Raw genomic sequence first — 23,196 nt, 5'->3', positions numbered from 1 at the left:
TGAAAGGCCGGACCATGAGCAGCACCACCGCCGTCAACCCTGTCCTACGGGTCGCCCCCGCCGCTCCCTCCGTAGCGGCCGCCCACTTCCGTGCGAGCCTCGCCTTCCACGCCGACGTCTCCGATGTGGCCGCCGCGCTGGCGACGGGCGGCGATCCCGGTTTCGTCGTGCTCGACTCCCGGTCCACCGAGTCCTGGGACCAGGGCCACGTCCCCGGCGCACTCCACCTCCCCACCGCCCTCATCCCCGAACAGGCCGAGCAACTCCTCGACCGCTCCGTGCCGGTCGTCACGTACTGCTGGGGCCCGGGCTGCAACGGCGCCACCCGAGCCGCCCTCGCCCTCGCCGAACTCGGCTTCCAGGTCAAGGAGATGCTCGGGGGCTTCGAGTACTGGGTGCGCGAGGGTTTCGAGTTCGAGACGTGGGAGGGCCGTGAACGGCGTGTGCCAGATCCGTTGACGGCGCCGGCGGAGGCGGCGGACTGCGGCTGCTGAAACCGCGACCGCACCCTGAACCGGCCGTCCGAGCAAGGGAGTTGATGGGCAGGCAACCCGACGCGCCGGACCCCGAAGGGTGAACTGTGGGATCGCTGTGCGTGTAGGTTCTGCCCATGGCGCGATACGTGGAACCGGACACGGTGGTGCAGTGGGTGGAGTCGGGCGGCGGGCCGCTCATAGCGGTGCCGGAGACGGTGCTGCCGTTCTGGACGGGAGCCGACGGCGATGAACTGGCCTCGGACTACGACCGGGCGTGCGAGGTCGGCGGTTGCGTAGGCCTCCTGCCCGTGGGGGACAGCGCGGCCCTGGTCCTCGGGGACGATCCCGCGACGACCTGCTTCCTGCCGGACCACGGCACGTTCGTACGGTGGGGTGCCGCGAACTCCGAGGACGACATGCTGGCCGGAGTGCCTGCCGCGCTCGCCACGGCGACCTGGGAGAACGAGGTGCGGTGGGACGTACCCGGACCGGTGGTGCTCTTCGACTCGGCGTGGCCGGGGCGGGACTCGGAGGGCACCGAGCATCTGAAGGTCGACCTGGAACCGGGCCGCTACGCCGTCCGCGAGGGGCGGGCCCAGCCGGGCCCGGAGACCTGGCTGGTCCTCGTCCATCTGCGACGACTCCCGGACTGAACCGACGCCCCGCCCGGGAGCAGTCGCACCCGCGTCAGAGCCGCGACAACTCGTCCACCAGGTCGTCCAGGCCCAGTGAACCCTGCGACAACGCGGCCATGTGCCACGCCTTCAGGTCGAAGGTGTCGCCGTGCCGCTGCCGCGCGTTCTCCCGGCCCAACAGCCAGGCCCGCTCGCCGAGTTTGTAGCCGATCGCCTGGCCCGGGATGGTCAGGTAGCGGGTCAGTTCGCTCTCCACGAAGTCCGCCGGACGGCTGCTGTGCGCGCCGAAGAACTCCTCGGCCAACTCCGGCGTCCACCGCTCACCGGGATGGAACGGCGAGTCGGCCGGAATCTCCAGCTCCAGGTGCATACCGATGTCGACGACGACCCGGGCGGCCCGCATCATCTGCGCGTCGAGATAGCCGAGCCGCTGCTCGGCGTCCTCCAGGAAGCCCAGCTCGTCCATCAGCCGCTCCGCGTACAGCGCCCAGCCCTCCGCGTTGGCGCTGACCTGGCCCACGGCCGCCTGGTAGCGCGACAGATCCTCGGCGACATGCGCCCACTGCGCGAGCTGGAGGTGATGGCCGGGGACGCCCTCGTGGTACCAGGTCGAGACGAGGTCGTAGACCGGGAAACGGGTCTGGCCCATCGTCGGCAGCCAGGTGCGGCCCGGGCGCGAGAAGTCCTCCGACGGCGGCGTGTAGTAGGGCGCCGCCGCACTGCCCGGAGGGGCGATGTGCGACTCCACCTTCCGCACCCGCTCGGCGAGTTCGAAGTGCGTGCCGTCCAGTTGCTCGATCGCCCGGTCCATCAGGCCCTGGAGCCACTCGCGGGCTTCGTCGACGCCCTCGATGTGCCGGCCGTGCTCGTCGAGGTGCGCGAGCGCCACCCACGGCGTGCTCGCGCCGGGCAGGACCTTCTCGGCCTCCCGCTTCATCTCGGCGAGCAGCCGGTGGTACTCGGACCAGCCGTACGCGTACGCCTCGTCGAGATCGAGGTCCGTACCGTTGAAGTAGCGCGACCAGCGCGCGTACCGCTCCCGGCCCACCGTGTTCGGCGCGCCCTCGATGGCCGGCGCGTACACATCGCGGAGCCAGTCCCGCAGTTCCACCAGGGCCGCGGTCGCCGCACGGGCCGCCTCGTCCAACTCGGGGCGCAGCGCCTCGGGGCCCGCCGAGGCGAAGTCCTCGAACCAGCCGCGTCCGTGGCCGTCCGTGTCCGACCACTCCGTGAGCTGGCCGATGAAGGTGGCCGTCGGCCGCGGACCCGCGTACAGCTTGCGGTCCAGGCCCAGCACGAGGGACTCGCGGTAACCCGCCAGCGCGGTCGGTACCGCGCGCAGCCGCTCGACGATCGCCGCCCAGTCCTCGTCGGTCCCGGTCGGTGTCACCGTGAACACCTCGCGCACCGAGTGCGCGGGCGTGTGCATGTTGCCGACCGTGCGCAGGCCCTCCTCGGCCTCGTGCACGGCGAGTTCGGCGGTGAGCCGCTCGCGCAGCAGGCGCGCGCAGCGGCGCTCGATGTCACTGTTCGCGCCGGGTTGGCGCTCCGCCTCGTCGAGCTTCGCGAGGGTCGCCCGCTGAAGCTCCGCGAGTCGTTCCTGACCTGCGGGGGAGAGATCGGGCAGGCGGCTCGAACTCTCCTTCACGCCGAGATACGTACCGGTCACCGGGTCGAGGGCGATGAGATCGTCGACATAGGCGTCGGCGACCTGCCGGGGCAGCGGAGTGTTGGTCTGAGACATGGGGACCATCCTCATACGGGGGACTCGGCGCCGTCACCCCGATATCACCCCGATTCAGCTACGGGCGTGGCAAGCGGCAGCAGGGGCCCGCAGTCCCACTGCTGGAAGATCAACCGGGTCTCCACCCGGGCCACTTCACGCCGCGACGTGAACTCGTCGATGACCAGTCGTTGCAGATCGGCCATGTCCGCGACGGCCACATGGACGAGATAGTCGTCGGGCCCGGTCAGATGGAACACGGTCCGCGACTCCGGCAGCGCCCGGATCCGCTCGACGAACGGCCCCACCAGCTCCCGCCGGTGCGGACGCACCTGCACCGACAGCAGTGCCTCCAGCCCGCGCCCCAACTTGGCGGGATCGACCCGCAGTTGATGCCCGAGGATCACACCGGCCCGGCGCAGCCTCGTCACCCGGTCCAGACACGTCGACGGAGCGACCCCGACCTGCGCGGCGAGATCCCGGTACGTAGCCCGGGCGTCGTTCTGCAACAACCGCAGCAGATGGAGGTCCACCGGATCCAGTACGATGGTTTCGCTCATCGATCGAACGTAACACGGGCTTGGCACCTCTGCGGCCGGTGATTGTTCACCCTTGAGCACATGGACTCAGCGAGCCTCCACCCCTCCCCGGCCCCGCGCGCACTGGCCACCGAAGCCGTGCACGCCGGCCGTGACGACCTCGCCCGGCAGGGCCTGCACGCCCCGCCCATCGACCTGTCGACCACCTACCCGTCGTACGACAGCCGTGGCGAGGCCGCCCGCATCGACGCCTTCGCCACCACCGGCGCCGAACCCGAAGGACCGCCCGTCTACGGCCGCCTCGGCAACCCGACCGTCGCCCGCTTCGAGACCGCCCTCGCCCGACTCGAAGGCACCGACAGCGCGGTGGCGTTCGCCAGCGGCATGGCGGCCCTGACCGCGGTCCTGCTGGCCCGCGCCTCGACCGGCTTGCGACACGTCGTGGCCGTACGACCCCTCTACGGCTGCAGCGACCACCTCCTCACCGCCGGGCTGCTCGGCTCCGAGGTGACCTGGACCGACCCGGCCGGGATCGCCGACGCGCTGCGCCCCGACACCGGCCTGGTGCTGGTCGAGTCCCCGGCCAACCCGACCCTCGCGGAACTCGACCTGCGCGCCGTCGCCCACTCCTGCGGCTCGGTGCCCCTCCTCGCGGACAACACCTTCGCCACACCCGTCCTGCAACGCCCCGCCGAACACGGCGCACGGCTCGTCCTGCACAGCGCCACCAAGTACCTCGGCGGGCACGGCGACGTGATGGCGGGAGTGGTGGCCTGCGACGAGGAGTTCGCCGGGCGACTGCGGCAGATCCGCTTCGCTACCGGCGGCGTACTCCATCCACTGGCCGGCTATCTGCTCCTGCGCGGCCTCGCGACCCTTCCGGTACGGGTGCGAGCCGCCTCCGCGAACGCCGCCGAACTCGCGCGCCGCCTCAGCGCGGACCCACGCGTCGCCCGCGTCCACTACCCGCGCATCGGCGGCGCGATGATCGCCTTCGAGGTCCACGGCGACCCCCACGAGGTCATCGCGGGGGTCCACCTAATCACCCCGGCGGTGAGCCTGGGCAGTGTCGACACCCTGATCCAGCATCCGGCCTCGATCAGCCATCGAGTGGTGGACGCGGAGGACAGGAGGGGAGCGGGCGTGAGCGACCGGTTGCTGAGGCTGTCGGTGGGCTTGGAGGACGTAGCGGACCTGTGGGCAGATTTGGATGGGGCGCTCGCGCCCCTCCCAAGGGGCGCGGGGCTGTCCTCATATGCGGCTCCGCCGCGGGGCGCACCTGGCTACAGAGCACCCGCACCTGTCAACAAAGCGGCAGCTTCTACGGAGCGTCGGCCCGCCCGAACTCCGTAACGTCCACAGAACTCGCCGCCGCCTCCAGTCGAGCGGTGACCACCAAGGTCCCCTCCTCGATCTGGTAATCGAGCGGCAGCCCAAGCCCCCGCATCGCCGCGACCATCCCCGTGTTGGACGCCTGAGTCACGGCATACACGCTCTCGCACCCGGCCTCGACGGCCATCGCCACCAGGCGTCCCAGCAACTCGCTCCCGATCCCGCGCCGTTGCCAGTCGTCCTCGACGAGGAGCGCGACCTCCGTCTCGTCGCCGTCCCACAGCAGGTGCCCGAGCCCGACGATCCGCCCGGAGGCCGTCTGCACGGCCAGCGTCCGGCCGAAGCGCGGGGAGAGCAGGTGGTTCAGATAGCGGTCGGCGTCGTCGACAGGGCCGTGATAGCGCATGCCGAGCGTCCGCGCCGAGCACCGCTCGTGCATGTCCCGGGCCGCGTCCAGATCGCCGGTGTCCGCACGCCGTACGGTGATCGCGTTGCCCTCGGGCAGCGTCAGTACGTCCTGGCTGCGCGGGATGCGGGGACCGAGCCGGGCGTCCAGCTCGACCAGCGCCCGTGCCCGGGCGAACTCGGTGGGCGTGAACGGCAGATACGGCCGCTCCACCGTGATCACTCCGCCCTCCGGGGCCCGCAGCCGCATGACCGTCTCCTCCAACGCCCCCTCCACCGGCACCGACTCCGGCTCGCGCCCCTTGCCCGCGACGGTCGCGGGCAGCGAACGGATGGTGCACCGGCCCAGCAACTGCCGCAGCGCCAGCGGCAGTTCCGCCGCGTCCAGGGCCGTCCGCGTGGCCAGGCCCAGGACACGGGTCGGCGCGTCCACCAGATCATGGGCGTCGGCCCGCTCGATCCAGGTGCCCGAACCGCCGGCCGACGACACCGCCCGGGTGATCTCGGACGCCGCGACCTCACCCGGCGCACGCAGCAGGAACTCGTCCACCGTGCCCTCGGCCAGCGGATGCGTCTGCAGGCTGAGGATGTCGACCTGCCGCCCGGCCAACGCGGTGCACAGGGCCGCCAGTGATCCCGGCGCGTCCCGCACGGTCGTCCGCATCCGCCACAGTGCCGCCGGCGCGGCGACGGCGTCGGGCGTCCCGGACGACTGCTCGGACTCGGAATGGGTCCCGGACGGGGACTGCGCCTCGGACGGCCCGGTCCGCCGCGCGTCAGCGGCCGGCCGGGCACCGGTATCGCCCGTCGGCGGCGCATGACCGTGGCGGCGTGACCACCATGTGTGGAACCCCGCCGTGGCGACCAGGGCCAGCGCGGAGATCGCCAGCAGTCCCGGGCCGTCGGGCCCGTGCCCCACCAGATCGGCCACGACGTCCGCCACCGCGACCGCCGTGAACAGCGCCGCCAGCTCCACCAGGTCCCGTCGCCAGTGGTGCACCGGACGCCCGTGCCTCGTGCGCGTCACATCAGACATGTCTCGATTCATGCAACCACTGTGAAGGAAGGGTGTTGCGTGATCACGAACGCTCTGTGACCGACCGGTAAAAGCGTGGTTCTGTACCTTTTGCTGTTCTTTTTACGAGTGCGGTGCACCGGAGGTCAGCCCGGTCGCCCTACGTCACGCGGCCACCTCCTCCACCAGCGCACTGCGCAGCCGACGCGCCTGGGTGACCAGTCGGGACGAACCGCTCCGGGCCGCCGTCTGCGCCAGATGCGGCAGCTCACCCCGCGCTCCGGACCGCTCCGCGCACTCTGCGGCCACGCCGAGCAGGTCCCCGAGCCCACGGGTGCGCGCGGGCCTGGCCTCGCCGTCGAGGTCGGCCAACAGCGCGGCCAGGGTGTGGCGGAGGATCCCCCAAATCGTCGCGTTCGCTCCGGTGGCCGCCCCGGTCCGCACCGACTCGGTGAGCCGCGACGGCTTCACGGCCCCGCTGCGCACCAGCTCCCCGAGATCCGTGCCCAGCCGCGCCACGTCCAACTGCCCACGTGCCGCGAGCACCAGCAACGCGTCCACGGCGGCGAGCCGGTCCTCGGGGTGACGGGCGCCGAGCCCGTACGCCACACACAGGTGCGTCGCCTCACCGGCCGCACCGTCGGACTCGGCCAGCGACGGGAGTACGGCGGCGGCGCCACGGGTGTCGTCCAGGGCGACGGCGGACAGGTCCCGCACCAGCCGGGCCGCGACCAGCTCACGCCGCTCGGGGAGTATCGCGAGCCAGTGCCGCTGCATGTCCCGGCTCCAGTGGTAGCAGTACCAGTGGTCGCCGTAGACGGTCACCGGCCGCCCCAGCGTCCGGAACTGCTCCGGGAACTCGTCCTGCACATCGAGGAGTTCACCGAACTCCAGCAGGACGCGCGGACCGAACGCGCGTCGTTTGCTCAGCGGCAGGGCGGGGCTGTCGGACATCAGCCAGCGGGCGAGCCGGGTGCCCTCCGCCGTGCCCAGGGCCTCCGCGCGCTCGGCGGCAGCGGCTGCCGCCGCCCGGTCCCCGCGGCGCACCCGCAGCAGCGCCTGCGCGAAGTCCGCGGCCGACACCCGTGCACCCAACTGCCGATAGGTGTCCAGCCGGCCCACCAACTCGTCCGGCTCCAGCAGGCCCGTGCTCCAGCTCGGAGTCGACAGCAGGAACGGCAGCGGCTCCGCGCGCAGCCGGTACGCCACCTCCCATACCCGGGCGTCGAAGGCCCGCGACAACGCGCTGTGTCCGCACTCCCGGGACCGGTGACTGTGGCGTGCCCCGTCGTGGAGCGTTGCGGTGAGCACTTTGCCCCGGACGGTGGCCAGCAGGAGTTCGAGCGCGGACTCCGTGCTGCCGAAGCTGTGGTGCGATCCCTTGAAGTAGTCGTCCGGACGCCGGGTGGACTCGGCATCGGTGCGCTCCCACCAGCGGCGCGCGACCACCGGTCCCAACGCCTCCGCCAGCGATGCGTGGTCCCGGTGCGCATGGCGGACGAGTCCGTCCAGCACGCGCTCGAACGCCGTCACGTCGCCCGCGCCCGCCAGCAACACCCCCACCTCCTCGGCGAGTTCGACCGCCGACTCGGGCGTGGGCGAGAGACGCACCGGCTCCGGCGCCGGTGGGAGCAGCTCCTCGTACACCGTCGAGGCCGCCGTCACCGGCGCGGCACCCAGCGTCTTGACCGCACGCGCGCGCAGAGCGGGGACCAACTGGTCGGCCGCTGCCGCGAGTTCGGCCAGCGCGTCGGGGGAGCCGATCTTCTTGGCATGTCGCTCGACCAGCTTCAGTGCCCGCTCCTGCACCTCCGCGTCCTCGTGTCCGAAGGCCTGCGCGAGGGCGGGCAGCACCTCGGCGGCGGCCGACGCGTCGCGCGCCAGCACCTTCCCCAGCAGCACGAGCTGTGCCCGGACGAGCTTCTTCTCGGATCGGAACAACACCGCGTCCGACAGCTCCGCGAGCCGACGCGGCGTCAACTCCCCGTCCAGAGCCAGCGAACCGAGCACCGCCTGAGCATGCGAGGCCACCATGGACACCCCGTCCGAGGCGAGCGCCAGCCAGTCGGCGATCCGCTCCCGCTGCTCCTCACGGGTCAGGGCGAGCGCCTTCAGCAGGCGCAGGAACACCCGGTTGTCGAGGGTCGTACCGCCCCGCAGCAGCCGGGCCACGCACGCGTCCACCGTCCGCCTCCTGTCCAGGGTGCCTTCGGCGGAGAGCTGGGCGAGCGCGTCGACCCAACTGTTCGGCCCCTCCGCCGAGGCCCACTCCAGCGGGCTGCCGATGTCCTCGGTCTCGAAGACCGCGGCCACCAGCTCCGCGAGGTGCGGGTCCTTGCGCAGCCGGTCGAGCAGTGTGTCCCCGCGCTGCCACAGGTGGCCGACGTGCTCCACCCAGCCCCGCACATAGGCGTCCGTCGTCGGCACCGGGCAGCCGGAGAGCCGTACCAGGCCGGCCATCAGCTCGTACGGCACGCTCGACGAGGCCGGGCGCCCGGCGAGGCGGTGCGTCACATCGGCGAGCCAGTCGGTGTCGCGGTCGCCCAGGATGTCGATCAGCAGCGCCGGGGACGACTGCCCCCAGCGCATGTCGGAGGCGGCGATCCAGGTCGCCGCGGCGGCCGCCCCTGTCTCGCAGGCGGCGCCGGCCGCGTGCAGCGCCGGGTAGGCGCGGCGGGACTTCACCTCCCAGGGCGCCTTGCGCAGCTCCTTGCGGAGTTCCTTCAACTCCGGCACGAACGCCCGCCGTTCGGTGTCCGTCAACCCGTCGAGCAGTCCGACCGCCTCGGCCGTCCGGCCCGCCCGCACCGCGTCCATCAGCGAACTCATCGCACACCCCCGTCGACCCGCACCTCGACCTGCTCCGCGGCGGCGCCCCGCCGCACCATCCGTACCGCCAGCGCGTGCTTGCACGGCCCGCGTCCGCCCCGGTACTTCGCCCACCACACGCAACTGCAACTCAGTACCCCCGCCTCGTCCCGCACCCGGTGGACATGCCCGTCCTCGGCGGTCACCGTCCCGAGCGCGCCCTCCAGAGTCACCGCCCCCGCGGCCACCAGCGCGCGGGCCGAACGCAGCCGCGGGTTGTGACGCTCCACGCGCCGCGCGTCGTACGGCAGTTCACGGTGGAAGTAGGCCGCCTCCGCCGTGTCGTACCCGACCCGGCCCGAGGTGCCCAGCCTGACCAGCGCGGCCCGGACCCGCTCGGGACTGAGCCCCGAAGAGGCGGCCAGGTCGGCGACGTCGATGCGGGGCTCCCAGGCCAGCAGCACGGCGATCAACTCGGCGTCCTCGCCCGCCTCGTCGGTGGCGAGCGCGTCCAGGACCCCGCCCTCGCCGGAGAATCCGCGCGACGCGTCCGGCGACAGGGTGAGGGTGAGCCGCATGCCCGGCAGGACGGCCTCCCAGGCACCGGCCGTGGCGGCGGCGCCGATGACCGAGGGGCCGTAGATCCGCAGGGCCGTCGCATGGCGCAGGACCCGCTGGAGTGCGATCAGCCGCTCCGGGCCCGGCAGGCACACCGCGCCCGGCACGGGGCGGGTGGTCGGACGCAGACCGCGCCCCGCCGGTACGACCCAGCGCGGGCCGCTGGCGGCGCCGCGAGCGCCCGCCTTCGGCAGCGAGCGCAGGAACCGCACCGCCTCCGCCGCGGGCAGCTCGGCCCGCAGGTCGAAGCCGGCCGCTATGACCTGGGCCTCCGCGAAGCCGCGCAGCCACCGGTCCGGCAGCGGCACCTTCTTCTCCACCACCGGGCCGTCCAGCGTGGTCACCGCCAACTCCTCGGGCCCGACGCGGAGATGGAGCGGATCGTCGGAGCCGATCCGGGACAGGGCCTCGCGCAGCGGGTTGTTCACGTCGACGTTCGTCGTGCCGTGTCCCACCTCGTCGCCGTCGAGGCCGGGGCCCAGGACGTCCAGTCGCGCGTACACCCCGCCGCAGCCCGAGAAGGACTCGAAGCGCAGCCGGTCGCCGCCCGCCGTCACCACCGGGTCGAGAGAGGAGGGCAGCTGGCGCTGGTAGTACCGCGCTGACGCCACGTCGGCCACCGCCAGCAGCGCGGCCGAGGCCACCTGAGGCGAGGTCAGGAAGCCCGCGAAGAAACGCGGATGATCGGTGCGGCCCGAAGGGGTCGCGCCGTGGGAGGTCTCGAGCCCGAGGCGCCGCTCACCCGCCGCCGACTCCAGCACGGAGGGTCGGCGATAGGTCACGGCCTGCAAAGATCGCGTCATGGAAAAACCGTAGAGGCCACCACTGACAATCGGCCCTGACCTGCGAAAACACGGTCCGCGAGGGGAGGTTGGGGTGGTCTGGGGCACGCCGCGCACCGGGGGATGACGCCGGTGCGCGGCCCACGTCCGAGGGTAGTGGAGTTACTGGCCGACCCGTCCCGGCTGAAGGGTCTGCGTGAACAGCACGGTGCCGTCCGACTCCCGCAGACGGACCGTCAGTTCCCCGCTGTGGCCGTCGATGTCGACCTCGCCGAAGAACTGGTAGCCCTCGGCCGGTGACACGTTCTGCGCGGTCGGCGCCTTCACGAACACCCGCTCCGGACCGAAGGTGTTGTCGAGGGTGCTGGCCGGGAAGGCCCCCGCGTTCAGCGGGCCGGAGACGAACTCCCAGAACGGCTCGAAGTCGGTGAACGCGGCCCGAGAGGGCTGGTAGTGCTGGGCGGAGGTGTGGTGCACGTCCGCCGTCAGCCACACCGTGCCAGTGATCCGCCGGTGCTTGATGTACCGCAGCAGCTCGGCGATCTGCAGCTCACGCCCCAGCGGCGCGCCCGGGTCGCCCTGTGCGACGGCCTCGATGTTGGCCTTGCCCTCGGTGGCGTCGGGCACGACCAGGCCGAGCGGCATGTCGGCGGCGATCACCTTCCACACCGCGCGGGACCGTGACAACTCCCGCTTCAGCCACTCCAGTTGCTCGTGGCCGAGGATGCCCTGCGGGTCCACGGTCTGTTTGTCGGGCGAGTTGGCGTTGCGGTAGGTCCGCATGTCCAGGACGAACACGTCGAGCAGCGGTCCGTGCCGCATCACACGCTGGACCCGGCCCTCCTTCGCGCCCGGCCGCAGCGTCGAGATCGGGAAGTACTCGCTGAACGCGCGCCGGGCCCGCACCGCCAGGGCGTCGACGCTCTTCTCGGTGTAGCGGGTGTCGGAGGCGGCGATCACCTCGCCCGGGTACCAGTTGTTGCGGACCTCGTGGTCGTCCCACTGGATGACCGACGGGACCTGGGCGTTGAACCGCTTCAGGTTCTCGTCGAGCAGGTTGTAGCGGAAGTTGCCGCGGAACTCGGCGAGGGTCTCGGCGACCTTGGACTTCTCCTCGGTGGTGATGTTCCGGTACAGGCTGCCGTCGGGCAGGGCCTGCGTCGCCGTGATCGGACCGTCGGCGTAGATGTTGTCGCCGCTGCACACGAAGAAGTCCGGGTCCAGCTTGGCCATCGCGTCGTAGATGCGGTAACCGCCGAGGTCCGGGTTGATGCCCCAGCCCTGGCCCGCGAGGTCGCCGGACCACAGGAACCGCACACCGCGCCGCCCGGTCGGCACCGTACGGAACGTGCCGGTGACCGGCTCGCCGGTACGGCGCGGGTCGTCGGGGTCGGCGAGCACCACGCGGTAGTGGATCTGCTGTCCCGAGGGCAGCCCGTGCAGCCGGGTGGTGCCGGTGAAGTCCGTGTCCGGGCCGAGCAGCGGGCCGTGCCAGCGGTGCGGGTCGCGGAACGACTCGGTGGCCGAGGTCTCCACGATCATCCGGGCGGGGCGGTCCGAACGCACCCACACCAGGCCGGAGTCGGAGGTCACGTCCCCCGCCTGCACACCCCAGCCCGCCTTAGGACGCCCGGACAGGGCGAAGGCCGGCGCGGCCCCGAGGGCGGCGGGCACGGTCAGGGCCGCCGACGCGGCGAGGGAGCCGCGCAGGACGCTGCGGCGGGCGGGGAACAGGCGATGCGACATGAGGATGCGCCTCCACGGACGGGATGCGGTCAGGGTGCACTGCCACAACTACTGGTGCGCCGCAGCGCACACGGAAACCACGGATGAACAACGGAACGCGACGAGATCAGCGCCCGCGCGGGTGCGTGGCGCCGGCCATCAGGCGTATCCCCGCACGGATCCGCGCGGGGGACTGGTGCGCGTACCCCAGGACCAGCCGTACGACCGCGTCGTCCGCACGCGCGTGTGCGTAGGCGGTGAGCGGGCGCACCGCGACACCGGCGGAGGCCGCGCGGTCCAGGAACTCCTCCTTGGGGCCGTACTTCTCGGGCAGTTCGGCGATGACGTGCAGTCCCGCGGCGATCCCGGTGACCTCCGCGCCGGGGAAGTGCTCCTCCAGGGCGGCCACGAGGGTGTCGCGGCGCTGCCGGTAGGCGCGCTGACAGCGGCGCAACTGGCGGTCGTAGTCGCCGCGTTCCAGGAAGCGGGCGAACAGCGCCTGGTCGAGGGTCGGATGGCCGAGGTCCATGGTCCGCTTGCGCTCGACGACCTCGTCGGCCAGCGACTCCGGCACCAGCAGCCAGCCGAGCCGCAGCCCCGGGGCGAGGGACTTGCTGACCGAGCCCGCGTAGGCGACACGCTCAGGGTCGAGGCCCTGGAGCGCGCCCACGGGTGCCCGGTCGTAGCGGAAGTCGCCGTCGTAGTCGTCCTCGAAGACCAGACCGTCCACCGACCGCGCCCAGTCCAGGAGTTGGGCCCGCCGTCGCGCGGAGTAGGCGATGCCCGTGGGGAACTGGTGGGCGGGCGTCGTCACCAAGGCCCGCACGCCGGACGCCCGCAGCGGCGCGAGAGCCAGGCCCTCCGCGTCCAGGGGCAGCGGTACGGTGCCCACGCCCGCCGAGGCGTACAGGGCGTCGTGCTGGGGGCTGCCCGGGTCCTCGACGCCGACGGTGCGCATCCCGCGCGCGTGGAGCACGAATCCCAGCAGCGTCGTCGCCTGCGCCACCCCGGAGACCACGACGAGCCGCTCCGGGTCGGCGACCACACCCCGGCGGCGCGCGAGGAGTTCCGCGAGAGCCGTACGCAGTCGGGGCAGCCCGCGCGGATCGGGATACCCGAGCACGTCGTGCGGCAACTCGGCCAGCACACCGCGCTGCGCGGCGGCCCAGGCCGCGCGCGGGAACAGCGACAGGTCCGGTGTCCCGGCCACGAAGTCGGCCCGGGCGCCGGGGGAGCGCGGCGCGAGGTCACGCGCGCGTGGCCGCGCCGCCCGCACGGCACCGCCCACCCAGGTGCCCGCGCCCCGGCCGCTGCGCAGATACCCCTCCGCCGTCAACTGCTCGTACGCCTCGGTGACCAGCCCCCGTGACACCCCGAGGTCGGCCGCCAGGTCCCGGCTCGACGGCAGCCGGGTGTCCGGCGCCAGCCGCCCGGTACGCACCGCCTCGCGCAGCGCCGCCTGAAGAGAGCGCCCACGCGCGCGTGCGGGTGCCGAGGCGGCCGGAAGGAGCAGTTCCCAAGCGGCGGAATTCGTCAGACCCTCCGGTTCGCTCGGCCTCTCCGGATTGGTCCGCGATGACGTCATGGAAGTGGACCTTAATCCGGACCGCCACCGTTCCTAGCGTCGCTGCCATGAACGCCACCACCGCGCGCGGCACCTCGCTCGCCGCCTTCGCCTGCGTCCTCGTCGGGGCGTCCTTCACGGCCAACAGCGTCCTGGGCCGCTATCCCTACGCCGGCGGCCAGTTCCTGCGCTACGGCCTCGCCTGTCTGCTGCTGCTCCCGTTCACCGGCAAGGGCGCGACGGCCCGGCTGCGCGCGCTCACGCCACGCCAGTGGGCCCGTCTCGCGCTGCTCGCCGCCGTCGGCATGGTCGGCTTCAACCTGGCCGTCATCGCCGCCGAGCGCAGCGCCGAACCGGCCGTCCCGGGTGTCTTCGTGGGCTGCGCTCCCGTGGCCGTCGCGGTCATCGTCCCTCTCCTGGAGGGACGCCGTCCCCGCCGGGTCGTGCTCCACGGGGCGTCGCTCGTCGCCGTCGGCGCGTTCACGGTCCAGGGGTGGGGCCGCACGGACGGCGCCGGAATCGCCTTCTCCGGGTGCGCACTCGCGGGGGAGGTCGGCTTCGCCGTACTCGCGGTTCCGGTACTGCGCCCGCTGGGCCCACGGCTGTTGTCGGCCACGGTGTGCGGTGTCGCCGCGATCGAGGCGGCGACGACCGGGCTGCTCCTCGACGGCTCCGGGTGGCTACGGCGACCCGACCACACCGAGGCCGCCGCGCTGCTGTGGCAGGCGGCGGTCGTCACTGTCGTCGGCTTCGTGTGCTGGTACATGGGCCTGCAACGGATCGGCGCGGAGCGCGCCACGCTCTTCTCCGGCCTCATCCCGGTCGCCGCGGCCGCCACCGCGCCGCTCGTCGGAACGGGCTCCTACGGCGCCGCCCAGGCCGTCGGCAGTGCCCTCGTCGGCGCCGGAGTCGCCCTGGGATCCGGCGCGTTGTCGCTGTTGTCGCGCCGGTCAGCGGCTGCCGTCGAGGATGACGCGCGCGACCAGCGCCGGGTCGTCGTTCATCGGGCAGTGCCCGCAGCCGGGCAGCCGCACCAGCCGGGAGCGGGGTATCAACCGCTTGGCGCGGACGCCCTGGCGGCGCAGCAGCAGCCGGTCCTGGGTGCCCCAGGCCACGGTGACCGGGATACCGGGGAGATCGTCGGTGAACTGGACGGTCGCACCGGACCGGAGGGTGGCGTCGAACCCGGGGGCGTTGACCAGCGCGAGCGTCTCGGCGACCACGGCCTCGGGTGAACGGCGGCCCGGGCGGGCGTAGATGGTGCTGGTGAGGGCGGTACGGCCGGCCGCCGTGCGGGCCAGCCGCTCGACCAGCGGGAGCGGCATGCCGCGGGCGATCCGCCGCATGGTGAGCAGCACACCGAAGGCGTAGCGACGCTCGGCCTGCGACCAGAACCCGGCCGGGGACAGCGCCGTGACGGACCGTACGACCTTCTCGCGGCCCAGCTCCAGGGCCATCAGCCCGCCCAGCGAGTTGCCCGCCACATGCGGACGCTCCAGCCCCAGCGCCTCACAGAAGGCCCGGAACACGGCGGCGGTCGTGGGCAGGTCGTACGACAGCCCCTCCGGCAGCGCGGGCGAGGCACCGAACCCGGGCAGGTCCACGGCGATCACGTCGCGCTCGGTGGCGAGGATGTCCACCACCGGGTCCCAGGCCTGCCGGTGGTGGCCTATGCCGTGCAGCAGGAGCAGCGGTTCGCCGCTGCCCACGCGCGCGTAGGACACGGTCACGGTCCGCGGGCCGTGCGGAGTGGGGACCGGGAAGGAGACGGTGGCGGACATGGGGGTGCTCCTCGTCTGGGACGCGCTGACGGACGGCGTACAGGCCGTGTAGACAGCTTGTCAGCAACTGCTACCGACCGGTAGCCCCGGGTGTCGTGAACATCGCACCCCTACGCTCATAGCGCGTCCCCCGACCCTCAACGCGCCCTGCGCACTTCCAGGTTGAACTCGCCGTGCCCGATGTTCCGGAACAGGTCCAGCCACAGTGGCAGGAACATCTCCACCGCCCGCGCCGACTCGATGCCGCCCAGGTCCAGCACCCGGTGCGCGGGCCAGCCGAACTCCCCGAGCAGGGACGTCACCTGTGCCTTGGCCGCCGCGTCCGCACCGGAGACGAACACCTGGTGCTCGCCCGGCACCAGCGAAGGCTCCACCATCACCCGGCAGTTGACGGTGTTCAGGGACTTCACCACGCGCGCGTGCGGGAACGTCCGCTGGATCTGCTCGCCCACACTGTCCGACTCCACGGGCGACAGCCTGAGCCGTCCGTCCTCGAACGCCATGGGATTGGAGACATCGAGAACGACCTTGCCGTCGAGGTGCTCCGCCCCGGCCGCCTCCAACGCCGCGAGCGCCACCCGGCCGCCCACGGCGTTCACGATCACCTCACCCGCCGCTGCCGCCTCCGCGAACGTACCGGTGCGCGCACCGGCACCCACGTCCTCGGCCCATTTCGCGGCGGCCGGATTGTCCTTCGTGCGCGAGCCCAGGGTCACCTCGTGTCCCAGCTCGACCAGCCTGCCGCCCAGCGTGCGGCCCACCTCGCCCGTACCCAGCACCGCATACCGCATGGTCACCTCCGAGAAGAGACGCCGGACAGCGCCGGCCCGCGGCCAATTCTGCTCCGGGACACACGGGTTTCTCCTAGACAGGGCCGCACGCGTCGCATGGGATGAGACGGTGACCACCGAAACCCCGACCGATGTCTTCGAAGAACACCGCCCCGTCCTCATGGGCGTCGCCTACCGCATGCTCGGGCGGGTGGCCGACGCCGAGGACGTGGTCCAGGAGGCCTGGCTGCGCTGGTCCGCAGCCGACCGCGGCCAGGTCCGCGAACCACGTGCCTACCTGGTGCGCGTCACCACCCGCCTCGCGATCGACCGGCTGCGCCAGGTCAAGGCGCGCGGCGAGGCCTATGTCGGCCCCTGGCTGCCCGAGCCGTATGTCACCGACTTCGGGGACACCGTCGAGGACACCGCCGAACGGGCCGTGCTCGCCGACTCCGTCTCCCTCGCCGTACTCGTCGTCCTGGAGTCGCTCTCGCCCCTGGAACGCGCCGTGTTCGTCCTCAGGGAGGCCTTCGGCTACCCCTACGCCGAGATCGCGGCGATGCTGGATCGCGAAGAGCCCGCGGTGCGCCAACTCTCCGGACGGGCCCGCAGACACGTCGACGAACGGCGCCCGCGCTACGAGGTCGACCCGGCCCAACGCCGCGATCTGACCGAGCGGTTCCTCGCGGCGGCGGCCGAGGGCGACCTGGCCGGCCTGATGGAACTGCTCGCCCCGGACGTCCGCCTGGTGGGCGACAGCGGCGGCAAGGCCAAGGCCCCGCTGCGGATCCTGGAGAGCGCCGACAACGTGGGCCGCTTCCTGGTCGCCGTCGCCGGCAAGGGCATCCCGGAGATCTCGTTCCGCTTCCTTGAGCTGAACGGCGGACCGGCGGTCCTGGTCCTTTCGGGTGACGCGCCCGACAGCGTTTTCCAGGTGGACGTTTTCGACGGACGCATCCGTTCCGTCTACATCGTCCGCAATCCCGACAAGCTCCGCTCGCTGGCTTCCGCTTAGCCATCCCGGGACAAGGCCCCCGTTTCGTGACGGGGGCTTTGCCGTCGCGTCACCAAACGGGCCGGGCGCCAACGCTCCATGAACGCTCGCGGGTAACCGCTCTCTGTGTTGCCTGTGGGATCGAGGATTGGTCTTGACCAAGGGTGTGGGCCGTCCTATGGTCGCTGATAAGTGAAACAACCTTTAATAAACAAGGGCGCTAAAACGCCGCCGGACCACGGCGATTGCGGAGGACAGGGTGGGGACCACGCAGTTGGAATCGGTGCCGGAGCCGAAGTACTGGCATCTCAAGACAGTGCTCAGTGAGGCACTGGACTCCGAGTTCTCCGTGGGCGAGATCCTGCCCAACGAGCGAGACCTGGCCGCCCGCTTCGGCGTCGCCCGGGCCACGCTCCGGCAGGCTCTGGAACAACTCGAACTCGAAGGCCGGCTCCAGCGCCGCCGCGGCGTCGGTACGACCGTCGCGCCGCCGCGCGTGGGTGTCGCCGTCGGCACCGAGCAGCAGGTCTGGCCGGGCGCCGCGGAGGACGCCTGGCAGTCCGTCGACTGTGTGCTGGCGGCTCCGCCGGCGGCCGTCGCGGGTGTCCTGGAGACCGGTTCCGAGGAACCGGTGCACATCGTGCGGCGCTCCCGGGTGAGCCACGGCCAACCGGTCGCCGCGGAGTTGCTCTACATCCCGGAGTCGTCGGTGCCCGACCTCTCCGCGATCGACACTCCGTCCGCGACGGCACGCGCGCGTGCGGTACTGCGCGAACTCCAGCGTCTCGAACTGGAGGGCCAGGACCGCGCCGTCGAACTCGGCTCGGCCCGCGCGGACGACGCCAAGGAGCTGGACCGCCTCCCCGGGGCGCCGGTTCTGGTCGTCACGACCCGCTTCTTCGCCGAGGGCCGCACGGCCGCGGTCTCCGTCGCGACCTACCGCGCGGACACCTGCCGGCTGACCTTCGCCGACTCCGGCGGCGTCGAAATACACCACGGCCCGGAGCGCCAGGCCTCCTGACCACTATCACTGCTCGTCCTTCGCGCCCCGGGAACTCCACCCGGGGCGCGACGATTTGGCGCACGAAGGGGCGCGGGGCGGTATCGATGTGCCCAGCCACAACGGCGCCGCGGGCGACAAACAACCACCGCGGCCGAGCTAGCGCCGCGTCACCGTGCCCTCCACCGCGAACAACTGCTCCTCGACATGGTCCAGGGCCAGCCGCAGCGCCCCCGTCGCCACGGCCGCCTCGCCGAGCAGCGACAGCGCCACCTTCGGCGGACGCAGGCAGTAGCGCGCCAACTCCCGCCGCAGCGGCTCCAGTACACCGTCCAGACCGGCCGCCCAGCCGCCCACCACGACCAGCTCCGGGTCGAGGGCCAGGACCAGCGCCGCCACGTCGTGGACCAGGCGCTGTATGAAACGGTCGACGGCCGCGCGGGCCCGCTGGTCGCCGTCGCGGGCCAGCGCGAAGACCTGCGCGACCGCCTGCTCGTCCAGCGGGTGCAGCGGCTCGTCCGTCGTCGACAGCAACGTCTCCGGAGTCACGTCCCGGCCCAGCAGATGCAGTGCGCCGATCTCACCGGCCGCCCCGCGATACCCCCGGTGCAGCCGCCCGCCGATCAGCGAACCGGCACCCGGGCTCAGCCCCGCCAGCACCATCACCATGTCGTCGGACTCGGTGGCGGCGCCCTTCCAATGCTCGGCCACCGCCGCCGCGTTGGCGTCGTTCTCGACCAGCACCGGGCACTTGAAGGAGCGGCTCAGCCGCTCGCCCAGGTGCAGTCCCGTCCACTGGGGCAGCGCGGTGCCCAGCCGTACGGTGCCGTCCGCCTCGACGATGCCCGGTGTGGCGACGCCCACCGCGCGCAGGGAACCGCGGGCGACTCCGGCCCGGCGCAGCAGCTCGGCGACCGCGGTCCGCAGCCGCTCCAGGCGCTCGTCCGCCGTGGCCGTCTCGTCGACGTCCTTGGCGATGGCGCCGAGCACCCGGCCGTCCAGGTCGGCGAGGAGCACGGCGACGCGATGTGCGCCGATCTCCAGCCCGAGCAGATGCCCGGCCTCGGCCCGGAACCTGAACCGGCGCGCCGGCCGCCCCTGTCGCCGTACAACGCTCTCGTCGGCCGCCTTCTCGACGACCAGCCCGGCCTCGATCAAGCCCTCGACGACACCTTCGACGGTCGGCCGGGACAGCCCGGTCACCCGGGTGATCTCCGTCAGCGTGGCGCAGTCCGTGGCACGCAGTGCGTGCAACACCACCGCGGAGTTGATCCTCCGCAGCAGTGAGGGGTCCCCGCCGGTCAGCCCCGCCAAGGTCTGTCCTCCCAGCTCGTGCGCGTGTTGGGCGGATCGTACTCGGCGCGGCGGACCCCGGCGAGTGCCGGGCGCTCCGGGCCCACCCGCCCCGCCGGTTCACCCGGGCGCCACGAACCCCGACTCGTAGGCCGCGATCACCGCCTGCGTACGGTCCCGCGCCCCCAGCTTCGCCAGCACGGCGCTCACATGCGACTTCACCGTCTCGGTCCCGACGACCAGCCGGCCGGCGATCTCCGCGTTCGACAACCCCCTGGCCATCAGCCGCAGCACCTCGGCCTCGCGCTCGGTCAACCGGGCCCGCTCCATCACCGCCCGCGCCGCCCGGTTCCCGCCGTCGTCGCCGTACTCCGCGGCCAACTGCCGTACGGACGCCGGGAAGAGCAGCGACTCGCCCTCGGCCACCAGCCGTACCGCGTGCACGATCTCGGCGGGCCGGGCCCGCTTCAGCAGGAAGCCGTCGGCACCGGCCCGCAGCGCCTCGTAGACGTACTCGTCGTTCTCGAAGGTCGTGATGACCAGGATCTTCGGCGGATCGTCGACCGTCCGCAGCACCGCGCGCGTGGCCTCGATGCCGTCCAGCAGCGGCATCCGCACATCCATGGCGACCACATCGGGCCGCAGCCGCCGCACCAGCGGGATCACCGCCGCCCCGTCGGCCGCCTCCCCGACCACCTCGATGTCCGGCTGCGCCTCCAGCACGGCCCGCAGACCCGCGCGTACGAGGGGTTCGTCATCGACCAGGAGAACGGTGACCGGCATCCGGCCAGCCTAGATCAGCCCAGCGGCAGCTCGGCGTGCACCTGCCAGTCACCCTCGTCGGGCCCAGTGTGCGCCCGGCCCCCGAGCAGCGCGGCCCGCTCCCGTATGCCCCGCAGCCCACTGCCCCGCCCGGGCCCGGATATCGCCGCCGTCAGCGGATTGCGGACCTCCAGATCGAGAGTGCCGTCCGCGACCTCGATACGGACCCGGACAGGCACGGCCCCCGCGTGCCGCAGCACATTGGTCAGCGCCTCCTGCAGAATCCGGTACCCCTCACGGGAGACCGGTCCCGGCACCGTCTCCAACGGCCCGGTCACCTCCGCGTCGACCTTCGCCCCGGAAGCCCGCGCGGACTCAAGCAGCCGGTCGGCGTCGACCAGCGTCGGCCGACTGCTCACCGGCCGCTCCGCCTCACGCAGCACGCCCAGCACCCGCTCCAGGTCCTCCAGCGCGGCCCGGCCGGTCTCCTCGATGGCGCCCAGCGCCCGCTCGGTGAACTCCGGATCGCCCGCCGCCCGGGCGGCACCCGCCTGCACCACGGCCACCGTCAGCGCGTGCCCGATGGAGTCGTGCAACTCCCGCGCGATGCGATTGCGTTCCAGTAGTTGCTCGGTGCGCTCCTCCAGCGCGGCGAGCCGCTCCGCGGGGGAGGGCCCGAGCATGCGTCTGGCCAACAGCGTGGCCAGCTCGCCGAGGCCGACCACGGCCGCGTACAGCGCGACCAGGGGGAGGGGCACCAACAAGGCGTACCAGCCGTGCGGCGCCGCCTCCTTGAGGAGCGGCACATCGTCGGGCACGTGTCCGCGCGCGATCTCGATCAGCTGGAACGCGATGATAGGCAGCCATACGCAGGCGAACGAGGTCGCCCAGCCCAGAGCCATCCTGGCCTCCAGCCACAGCACGATGCGGCCCCGGTCCCGCCAGGTCGCCGACCGCGCCACGGAGATCCCCGAGTCCTGCTCGCCCGGCGTCAGCAGCAACTGCGCCTGCACGCCTTCCCCGATCCGCACGGCCGGGATCAGACCGACCGGGATCAGCATGAGCGCGGGTGCGTACGGGGTCTCCGGACTGATGAGGATCCACACGCTGGTGAGCAGCATCGGCACCCAGAGGTGCAACAGACGTGTGTATGTCGTCCCCCGGAGCAGCGGGCGCAGGAAGCGGGCCATTCCGACATCGTGACAGCCGGCACCGACAATCGGCCTCCCCCGGGCGGGGGAGGCGATCTCCACCGGCGGGGGAGCAGCCAACTCCTTTGAACAGCCAGGCTGTTGGTCATGACCAGCATCGACGTACGAGACCTCACCAAGGAGTACGGCACCCGGCGGGCCGTGGACCATGTCACCTTCGACGTCCGGCCCGGCAAGGTCACCGGCTTCCTCGGCCCCAACGGCGCCGGGAAGTCCACCACCATGCGCCTCGTCCTCGGCCTCGACCGGCCCACCTCCGGAACCGCCACCATCGGAGGCCGCCCCTACGCCGCGCTCACCGAGCCGCTGCGCCATGTGGGCGCCCTGTTGGACGCGCAGGCCGCCCATGGCTCCCGCACCGGCCGTGACCATCTGCGCGCCTTGGCGGCGAGCAACCGCATCCCGGCCGCCCGGGCCGACGCGGTGCTGGAGGAGACGGGGCTCGCGTCGGTCGCGCGGCGCCGGGTGAGGACGTACTCCCTGGGCATGCGCCAGCGGCTGGGCATCGCCGGTGCCCTCCTGGGTGATCCCGAGGTGATCCTGCTGGACGAGCCGTCGAACGGACTCGACCCCGAAGGCATCGTCTGGATCCGGGAGTTGCTGCGCCGACTCGCCTCGGAGGGGCGCACGGTCCTGGTCTCAAGCCACCTGATGAACGAGACCGCCTCCTTCGCCGACCACCTCGTGGTCCTGGGACGAGGACGACTCCTGGCCGACACCCCGATGCGGGACTTCATCGACGCGCGCGTGCAACCCCACATACGCATCCGTACGACGGACCCCGGCGCCCTCAAGAGCGCGCTCGCCCAGCACGGCCACGACGCCGTGGAGCACGAGGAGGGGCACTGGACCGTGGCGCACGCCCGCGTGGAGGAGATCGGCGCCCTGCTGTCCGGCGCGGGCGTACCGATCCTCGAACTGGCGCCCGCCGAGGGCACGTTGGAGCAGGCCTACCTCGATCTGACGGCCGCCGAGACCGAGTTCACCGCACCCCACCAGGAGACCTGACCATGACGTTCGCACCCGTCTTCCACTCCGAGTGGATCAAGATCCGTACCCTGCGCTCGCTGCTCGCGGCCCTCGCCGCGATCCTCGCGGTGACGGCGCTCTTCTCCGCACTCGCCTCGTCCGACACCGGCGACGACTTCGACCCGCTCTTCTCGATCTTCTTCGGTGTGAGCTTCGGCCAGATCGCGGCGATCGCCTTCGGCACCACCGCCGTGTCCTCCGAGTTCCAGGGTGGAGCGCTACGGCTGTCGCTGGCCGCGGTGCCGCACCGGGGGCGCTGGTTCGCGGCCAAGGCGACGGCGATCGCCGCACCTGTGCTGGCCGTCGGCCTGGTCACCGGCGTCGTGACGCTGCTGGTGGGCAGGGCGGTGCTCGGCGCCGAGGCTGACGGACTCGGCTGGGCGGAGCAGATCCGCGGTGTGGTCGGCTGTGCCGTCTACCTCACGCTGATGGCCCTGTTCGCGGCCGGACTCACGGCATTGCTGCGCAGCGGCACGGCCACGCTGAGCATCCTCATTCCGTTCCTGTTGATCGTGTCCTTCGTCATCGGCGACATGTCGAACAACATCGCGGACCTGCTGCCCGACCGGGCCGGTCAGGTGGCGCTGCACGAGACCTGGGACGGCGCGATGGGCCCCTGGACCGGGCTCGCGGTGACGGCCCTGTGGACAGCGGCGGCGCTGGCGGCGGGGGCGTGGAGCGTACGGCGCCGGGACGCCTGACCGCGTCCGGGCTCCGGCGCCCCGTCCATTGTC

19 protein-coding genes and 1 pseudogene are annotated in these 23,196 nt (G+C 72.4%); 8 read left to right on the top strand and 12 right to left on the bottom strand.

Annotation, left to right across the window (positions count from 1 at the left end):
• Positions 1-14 precede the first annotated feature (14 nt).
• Together AB0M63_RS19980 and AB0M63_RS19975 are read left to right on the top strand one after the other, a co-directional pair.
• Entirely contained in the window at positions 15-494 is a 480-nt protein-coding gene (locus tag AB0M63_RS19980) for a rhodanese-like domain-containing protein (RefSeq protein WP_366020271.1), read from the top strand.
• 116 nt (positions 495-610) lie between these two features.
• Positions 611-1,129, top strand: coding sequence for an immunity 21 family protein (locus tag AB0M63_RS19975; protein ID WP_355904206.1), 519 nt, complete (start codon positions 611-613; stop codon positions 1,127-1,129).
• A 34-nt stretch (positions 1,130-1,163) separates the two neighbouring features.
• On the opposite strand, the gene AB0M63_RS19970 is transcribed toward AB0M63_RS19975, so the two are convergent.
• Entirely contained in the window at positions 1,164-2,855 is a 1,692-nt protein-coding gene (locus tag AB0M63_RS19970; protein ID WP_366020270.1) for a DUF885 domain-containing protein, read from the bottom strand.
• 44 nt (positions 2,856-2,899) lie between these two features.
• Positions 2,900-3,394, bottom strand: coding sequence for an Lrp/AsnC family transcriptional regulator (locus AB0M63_RS19965; RefSeq protein WP_366020269.1), 495 nt, complete (start codon positions 3,392-3,394; stop codon positions 2,900-2,902).
• A gap of 60 nt (positions 3,395-3,454) precedes the next feature.
• Here AB0M63_RS19965 and AB0M63_RS19960 point away from each other — a divergent pair, with 60 nt between their 5' ends.
• Positions 3,455-4,726, top strand: coding sequence for a PLP-dependent transferase (locus AB0M63_RS19960; RefSeq protein ID WP_366020268.1), 1,272 nt, complete (start codon positions 3,455-3,457; stop codon positions 4,724-4,726).
• Here the strand turns inward: AB0M63_RS19960 and AB0M63_RS19955 are convergent.
• From AB0M63_RS19955 to AB0M63_RS19935, 5 genes are all read right to left on the bottom strand, one after another.
• Positions 4,695-6,110: a GNAT family N-acetyltransferase gene (locus AB0M63_RS19955; protein WP_355904494.1), complete on the bottom strand. Its 1,416-nt coding sequence runs from the start codon at positions 6,108-6,110 to the stop codon at positions 4,695-4,697. The two genes, AB0M63_RS19960 and AB0M63_RS19955, sit on opposite strands and share 32 nt — an antisense overlap.
• 180 nt (positions 6,111-6,290) lie before the next feature.
• Positions 6,291-8,954, bottom strand: coding sequence for a DUF6493 family protein (locus AB0M63_RS19950; protein WP_366020267.1), 2,664 nt, complete (start codon positions 8,952-8,954; stop codon positions 6,291-6,293).
• Entirely contained in the window at positions 8,951-10,354 is a 1,404-nt protein-coding gene (locus tag AB0M63_RS19945) for an SWIM zinc finger family protein (RefSeq protein ID WP_366020266.1), read from the bottom strand. The genes AB0M63_RS19950 and AB0M63_RS19945 overlap by 4 nt, the downstream gene beginning before the upstream one ends.
• Before the next feature lie 141 nt (positions 10,355-10,495).
• Positions 10,496-12,079: an alkaline phosphatase D family protein gene (locus AB0M63_RS19940; RefSeq protein ID WP_366020265.1), complete on the bottom strand. Its 1,584-nt coding sequence runs from the start codon at positions 12,077-12,079 to the stop codon at positions 10,496-10,498.
• Between the two features lie 106 nt (positions 12,080-12,185).
• The gene (locus tag AB0M63_RS19935; RefSeq protein WP_366020264.1) at positions 12,186-13,643 is read right to left on the bottom strand and encodes a PLP-dependent aminotransferase family protein; all 1,458 of its coding nucleotides are present in this window, start codon (positions 13,641-13,643) and stop codon (positions 12,186-12,188) included.
• Between AB0M63_RS19935 and AB0M63_RS19930 the strand changes: the two are divergent.
• Positions 13,634-14,527 (top strand): annotated as a pseudogene (locus tag AB0M63_RS19930) (DMT family transporter); the annotation flags it as partial. The gene AB0M63_RS19935 and the pseudogene AB0M63_RS19930 sit on opposite strands and share 10 nt — an antisense overlap.
• Positions 14,528-14,572: 45 nt before the next feature.
• On the opposite strand, the gene AB0M63_RS19925 reads toward AB0M63_RS19930, so the two are convergent.
• Positions 14,573-15,403: an alpha/beta hydrolase gene (locus AB0M63_RS19925; RefSeq protein ID WP_355904230.1), complete on the bottom strand. Its 831-nt coding sequence runs from the start codon at positions 15,401-15,403 to the stop codon at positions 14,573-14,575.
• Between the two features lie 137 nt (positions 15,404-15,540).
• Complete coding sequence (locus tag AB0M63_RS19920; RefSeq protein WP_355904233.1) at positions 15,541-16,194, bottom strand: NAD(P)-binding domain-containing protein; 654 nt, start codon at positions 16,192-16,194, stop codon at positions 15,541-15,543.
• Between the two features lie 109 nt (positions 16,195-16,303).
• On the opposite strand from AB0M63_RS19920, the gene AB0M63_RS19915 reads away from it, so the two are divergent.
• Both AB0M63_RS19915 and AB0M63_RS19910 read left to right on the top strand, forming a co-directional pair.
• On the top strand, positions 16,304-17,188 hold the full coding sequence (locus AB0M63_RS19915) for an RNA polymerase sigma-70 factor (RefSeq protein ID WP_355904236.1): 885 nt from the start codon (positions 16,304-16,306) through the stop codon (positions 17,186-17,188).
• 238 nt (positions 17,189-17,426) lie between these two features.
• Positions 17,427-18,188: a GntR family transcriptional regulator gene (locus AB0M63_RS19910; RefSeq protein WP_355904239.1), complete on the top strand. Its 762-nt coding sequence runs from the start codon at positions 17,427-17,429 to the stop codon at positions 18,186-18,188.
• A gap of 138 nt (positions 18,189-18,326) precedes the next feature.
• On the opposite strand, the gene AB0M63_RS19905 is transcribed toward AB0M63_RS19910, so the two are convergent.
• From AB0M63_RS19905 to AB0M63_RS19895, 3 genes are all read right to left on the bottom strand, one after another.
• The gene (locus AB0M63_RS19905) at positions 18,327-19,481 is read right to left on the bottom strand and encodes an ROK family transcriptional regulator (protein WP_355904242.1); all 1,155 of its coding nucleotides are present in this window, start codon (positions 19,479-19,481) and stop codon (positions 18,327-18,329) included.
• Between the two features lie 99 nt (positions 19,482-19,580).
• Positions 19,581-20,243 (bottom strand): response regulator transcription factor, encoded by a 663-nt coding sequence (locus tag AB0M63_RS19900; RefSeq protein WP_355904245.1) that lies wholly within the window; start codon positions 20,241-20,243, stop codon positions 19,581-19,583.
• 14 nt (positions 20,244-20,257) lie between these two features.
• Positions 20,258-21,412: a histidine kinase gene (locus AB0M63_RS19895; RefSeq protein WP_355904248.1), complete on the bottom strand. Its 1,155-nt coding sequence runs from the start codon at positions 21,410-21,412 to the stop codon at positions 20,258-20,260.
• A gap of 108 nt (positions 21,413-21,520) precedes the next feature.
• Here AB0M63_RS19895 and AB0M63_RS19890 point away from each other — a divergent pair, with 108 nt between their 5' ends.
• Positions 21,521-22,441, top strand: coding sequence for an ABC transporter ATP-binding protein (locus AB0M63_RS19890; protein WP_355904251.1), 921 nt, complete (start codon positions 21,521-21,523; stop codon positions 22,439-22,441).
• A gap of 2 nt (positions 22,442-22,443) precedes the next feature.
• Positions 22,444-23,163, top strand: a complete 720-nt coding sequence (locus AB0M63_RS19885; RefSeq protein WP_366020263.1) for an ABC transporter permease — start codon at positions 22,444-22,446, stop codon at positions 23,161-23,163.
• Positions 23,164-23,196: the final 33 nt, after the last annotated feature.

It is taken from the genome of Streptomyces sp. NPDC051576, assembly GCF_040681835.1.
Taxonomy (GTDB): Bacteria; Actinomycetota; Actinomycetes; order Streptomycetales; family Streptomycetaceae; genus Streptomyces.
Note: the sequence above shows the minus strand (reverse complement) of the source record. Positions and strands in the feature narration are given on the sequence as shown.

What these genes read in the sequence shown, in the direction of transcription:
- AB0M63_RS19980 (WP_366020271.1), top strand. Translation starts at nt 15, where the DNA reads ATGAGCAGCACCACCGCCGTCAACCCTGTCCTACGGGTCGCCCCCGCC.
- AB0M63_RS19975 (WP_355904206.1), top strand. Translation starts at nt 611, where the DNA reads ATGGCGCGATACGTGGAACCGGACACGGTGGTGCAGTGGGTGGAGTCG.
- AB0M63_RS19970 (WP_366020270.1), bottom strand. Translation starts at nt 2,855, where the DNA reads ATGTCTCAGACCAACACTCCGCTGCCCCGGCAGGTCGCCGACGCCTAT.
- AB0M63_RS19965 (WP_366020269.1), bottom strand. Translation starts at nt 3,394, where the DNA reads ATGAGCGAAACCATCGTACTGGATCCGGTGGACCTCCATCTGCTGCGG.
- AB0M63_RS19960 (WP_366020268.1), top strand. Translation starts at nt 3,455, where the DNA reads ATGGACTCAGCGAGCCTCCACCCCTCCCCGGCCCCGCGCGCACTGGCC.
- AB0M63_RS19950 (WP_366020267.1), bottom strand. Translation starts at nt 8,954, where the DNA reads ATGAGTTCGCTGATGGACGCGGTGCGGGCGGGCCGGACGGCCGAGGCG.
- AB0M63_RS19945 (WP_366020266.1), bottom strand. Translation starts at nt 10,354, where the DNA reads ATGACGCGATCTTTGCAGGCCGTGACCTATCGCCGACCCTCCGTGCTG.
- AB0M63_RS19940 (WP_366020265.1), bottom strand. Translation starts at nt 12,079, where the DNA reads ATGTCGCATCGCCTGTTCCCCGCCCGCCGCAGCGTCCTGCGCGGCTCC.
- AB0M63_RS19935 (WP_366020264.1), bottom strand. Translation starts at nt 13,643, where the DNA reads ATGACGTCATCGCGGACCAATCCGGAGAGGCCGAGCGAACCGGAGGGT.
- AB0M63_RS19925 (WP_355904230.1), bottom strand. Translation starts at nt 15,403, where the DNA reads ATGTCCGCCACCGTCTCCTTCCCGGTCCCCACTCCGCACGGCCCGCGG.
- AB0M63_RS19920 (WP_355904233.1), bottom strand. Translation starts at nt 16,194, where the DNA reads ATGCGGTATGCGGTGCTGGGTACGGGCGAGGTGGGCCGCACGCTGGGC.
- AB0M63_RS19900 (WP_355904245.1), bottom strand. Translation starts at nt 20,243, where the DNA reads ATGCCGGTCACCGTTCTCCTGGTCGATGACGAACCCCTCGTACGCGCG.
- AB0M63_RS19895 (WP_355904248.1), bottom strand. Translation starts at nt 21,412, where the DNA reads ATGGCCCGCTTCCTGCGCCCGCTGCTCCGGGGGACGACATACACACGT.
- AB0M63_RS19890 (WP_355904251.1), top strand. Translation starts at nt 21,521, where the DNA reads ATGACCAGCATCGACGTACGAGACCTCACCAAGGAGTACGGCACCCGG.
- AB0M63_RS19885 (WP_366020263.1), top strand. Translation starts at nt 22,444, where the DNA reads ATGACGTTCGCACCCGTCTTCCACTCCGAGTGGATCAAGATCCGTACC.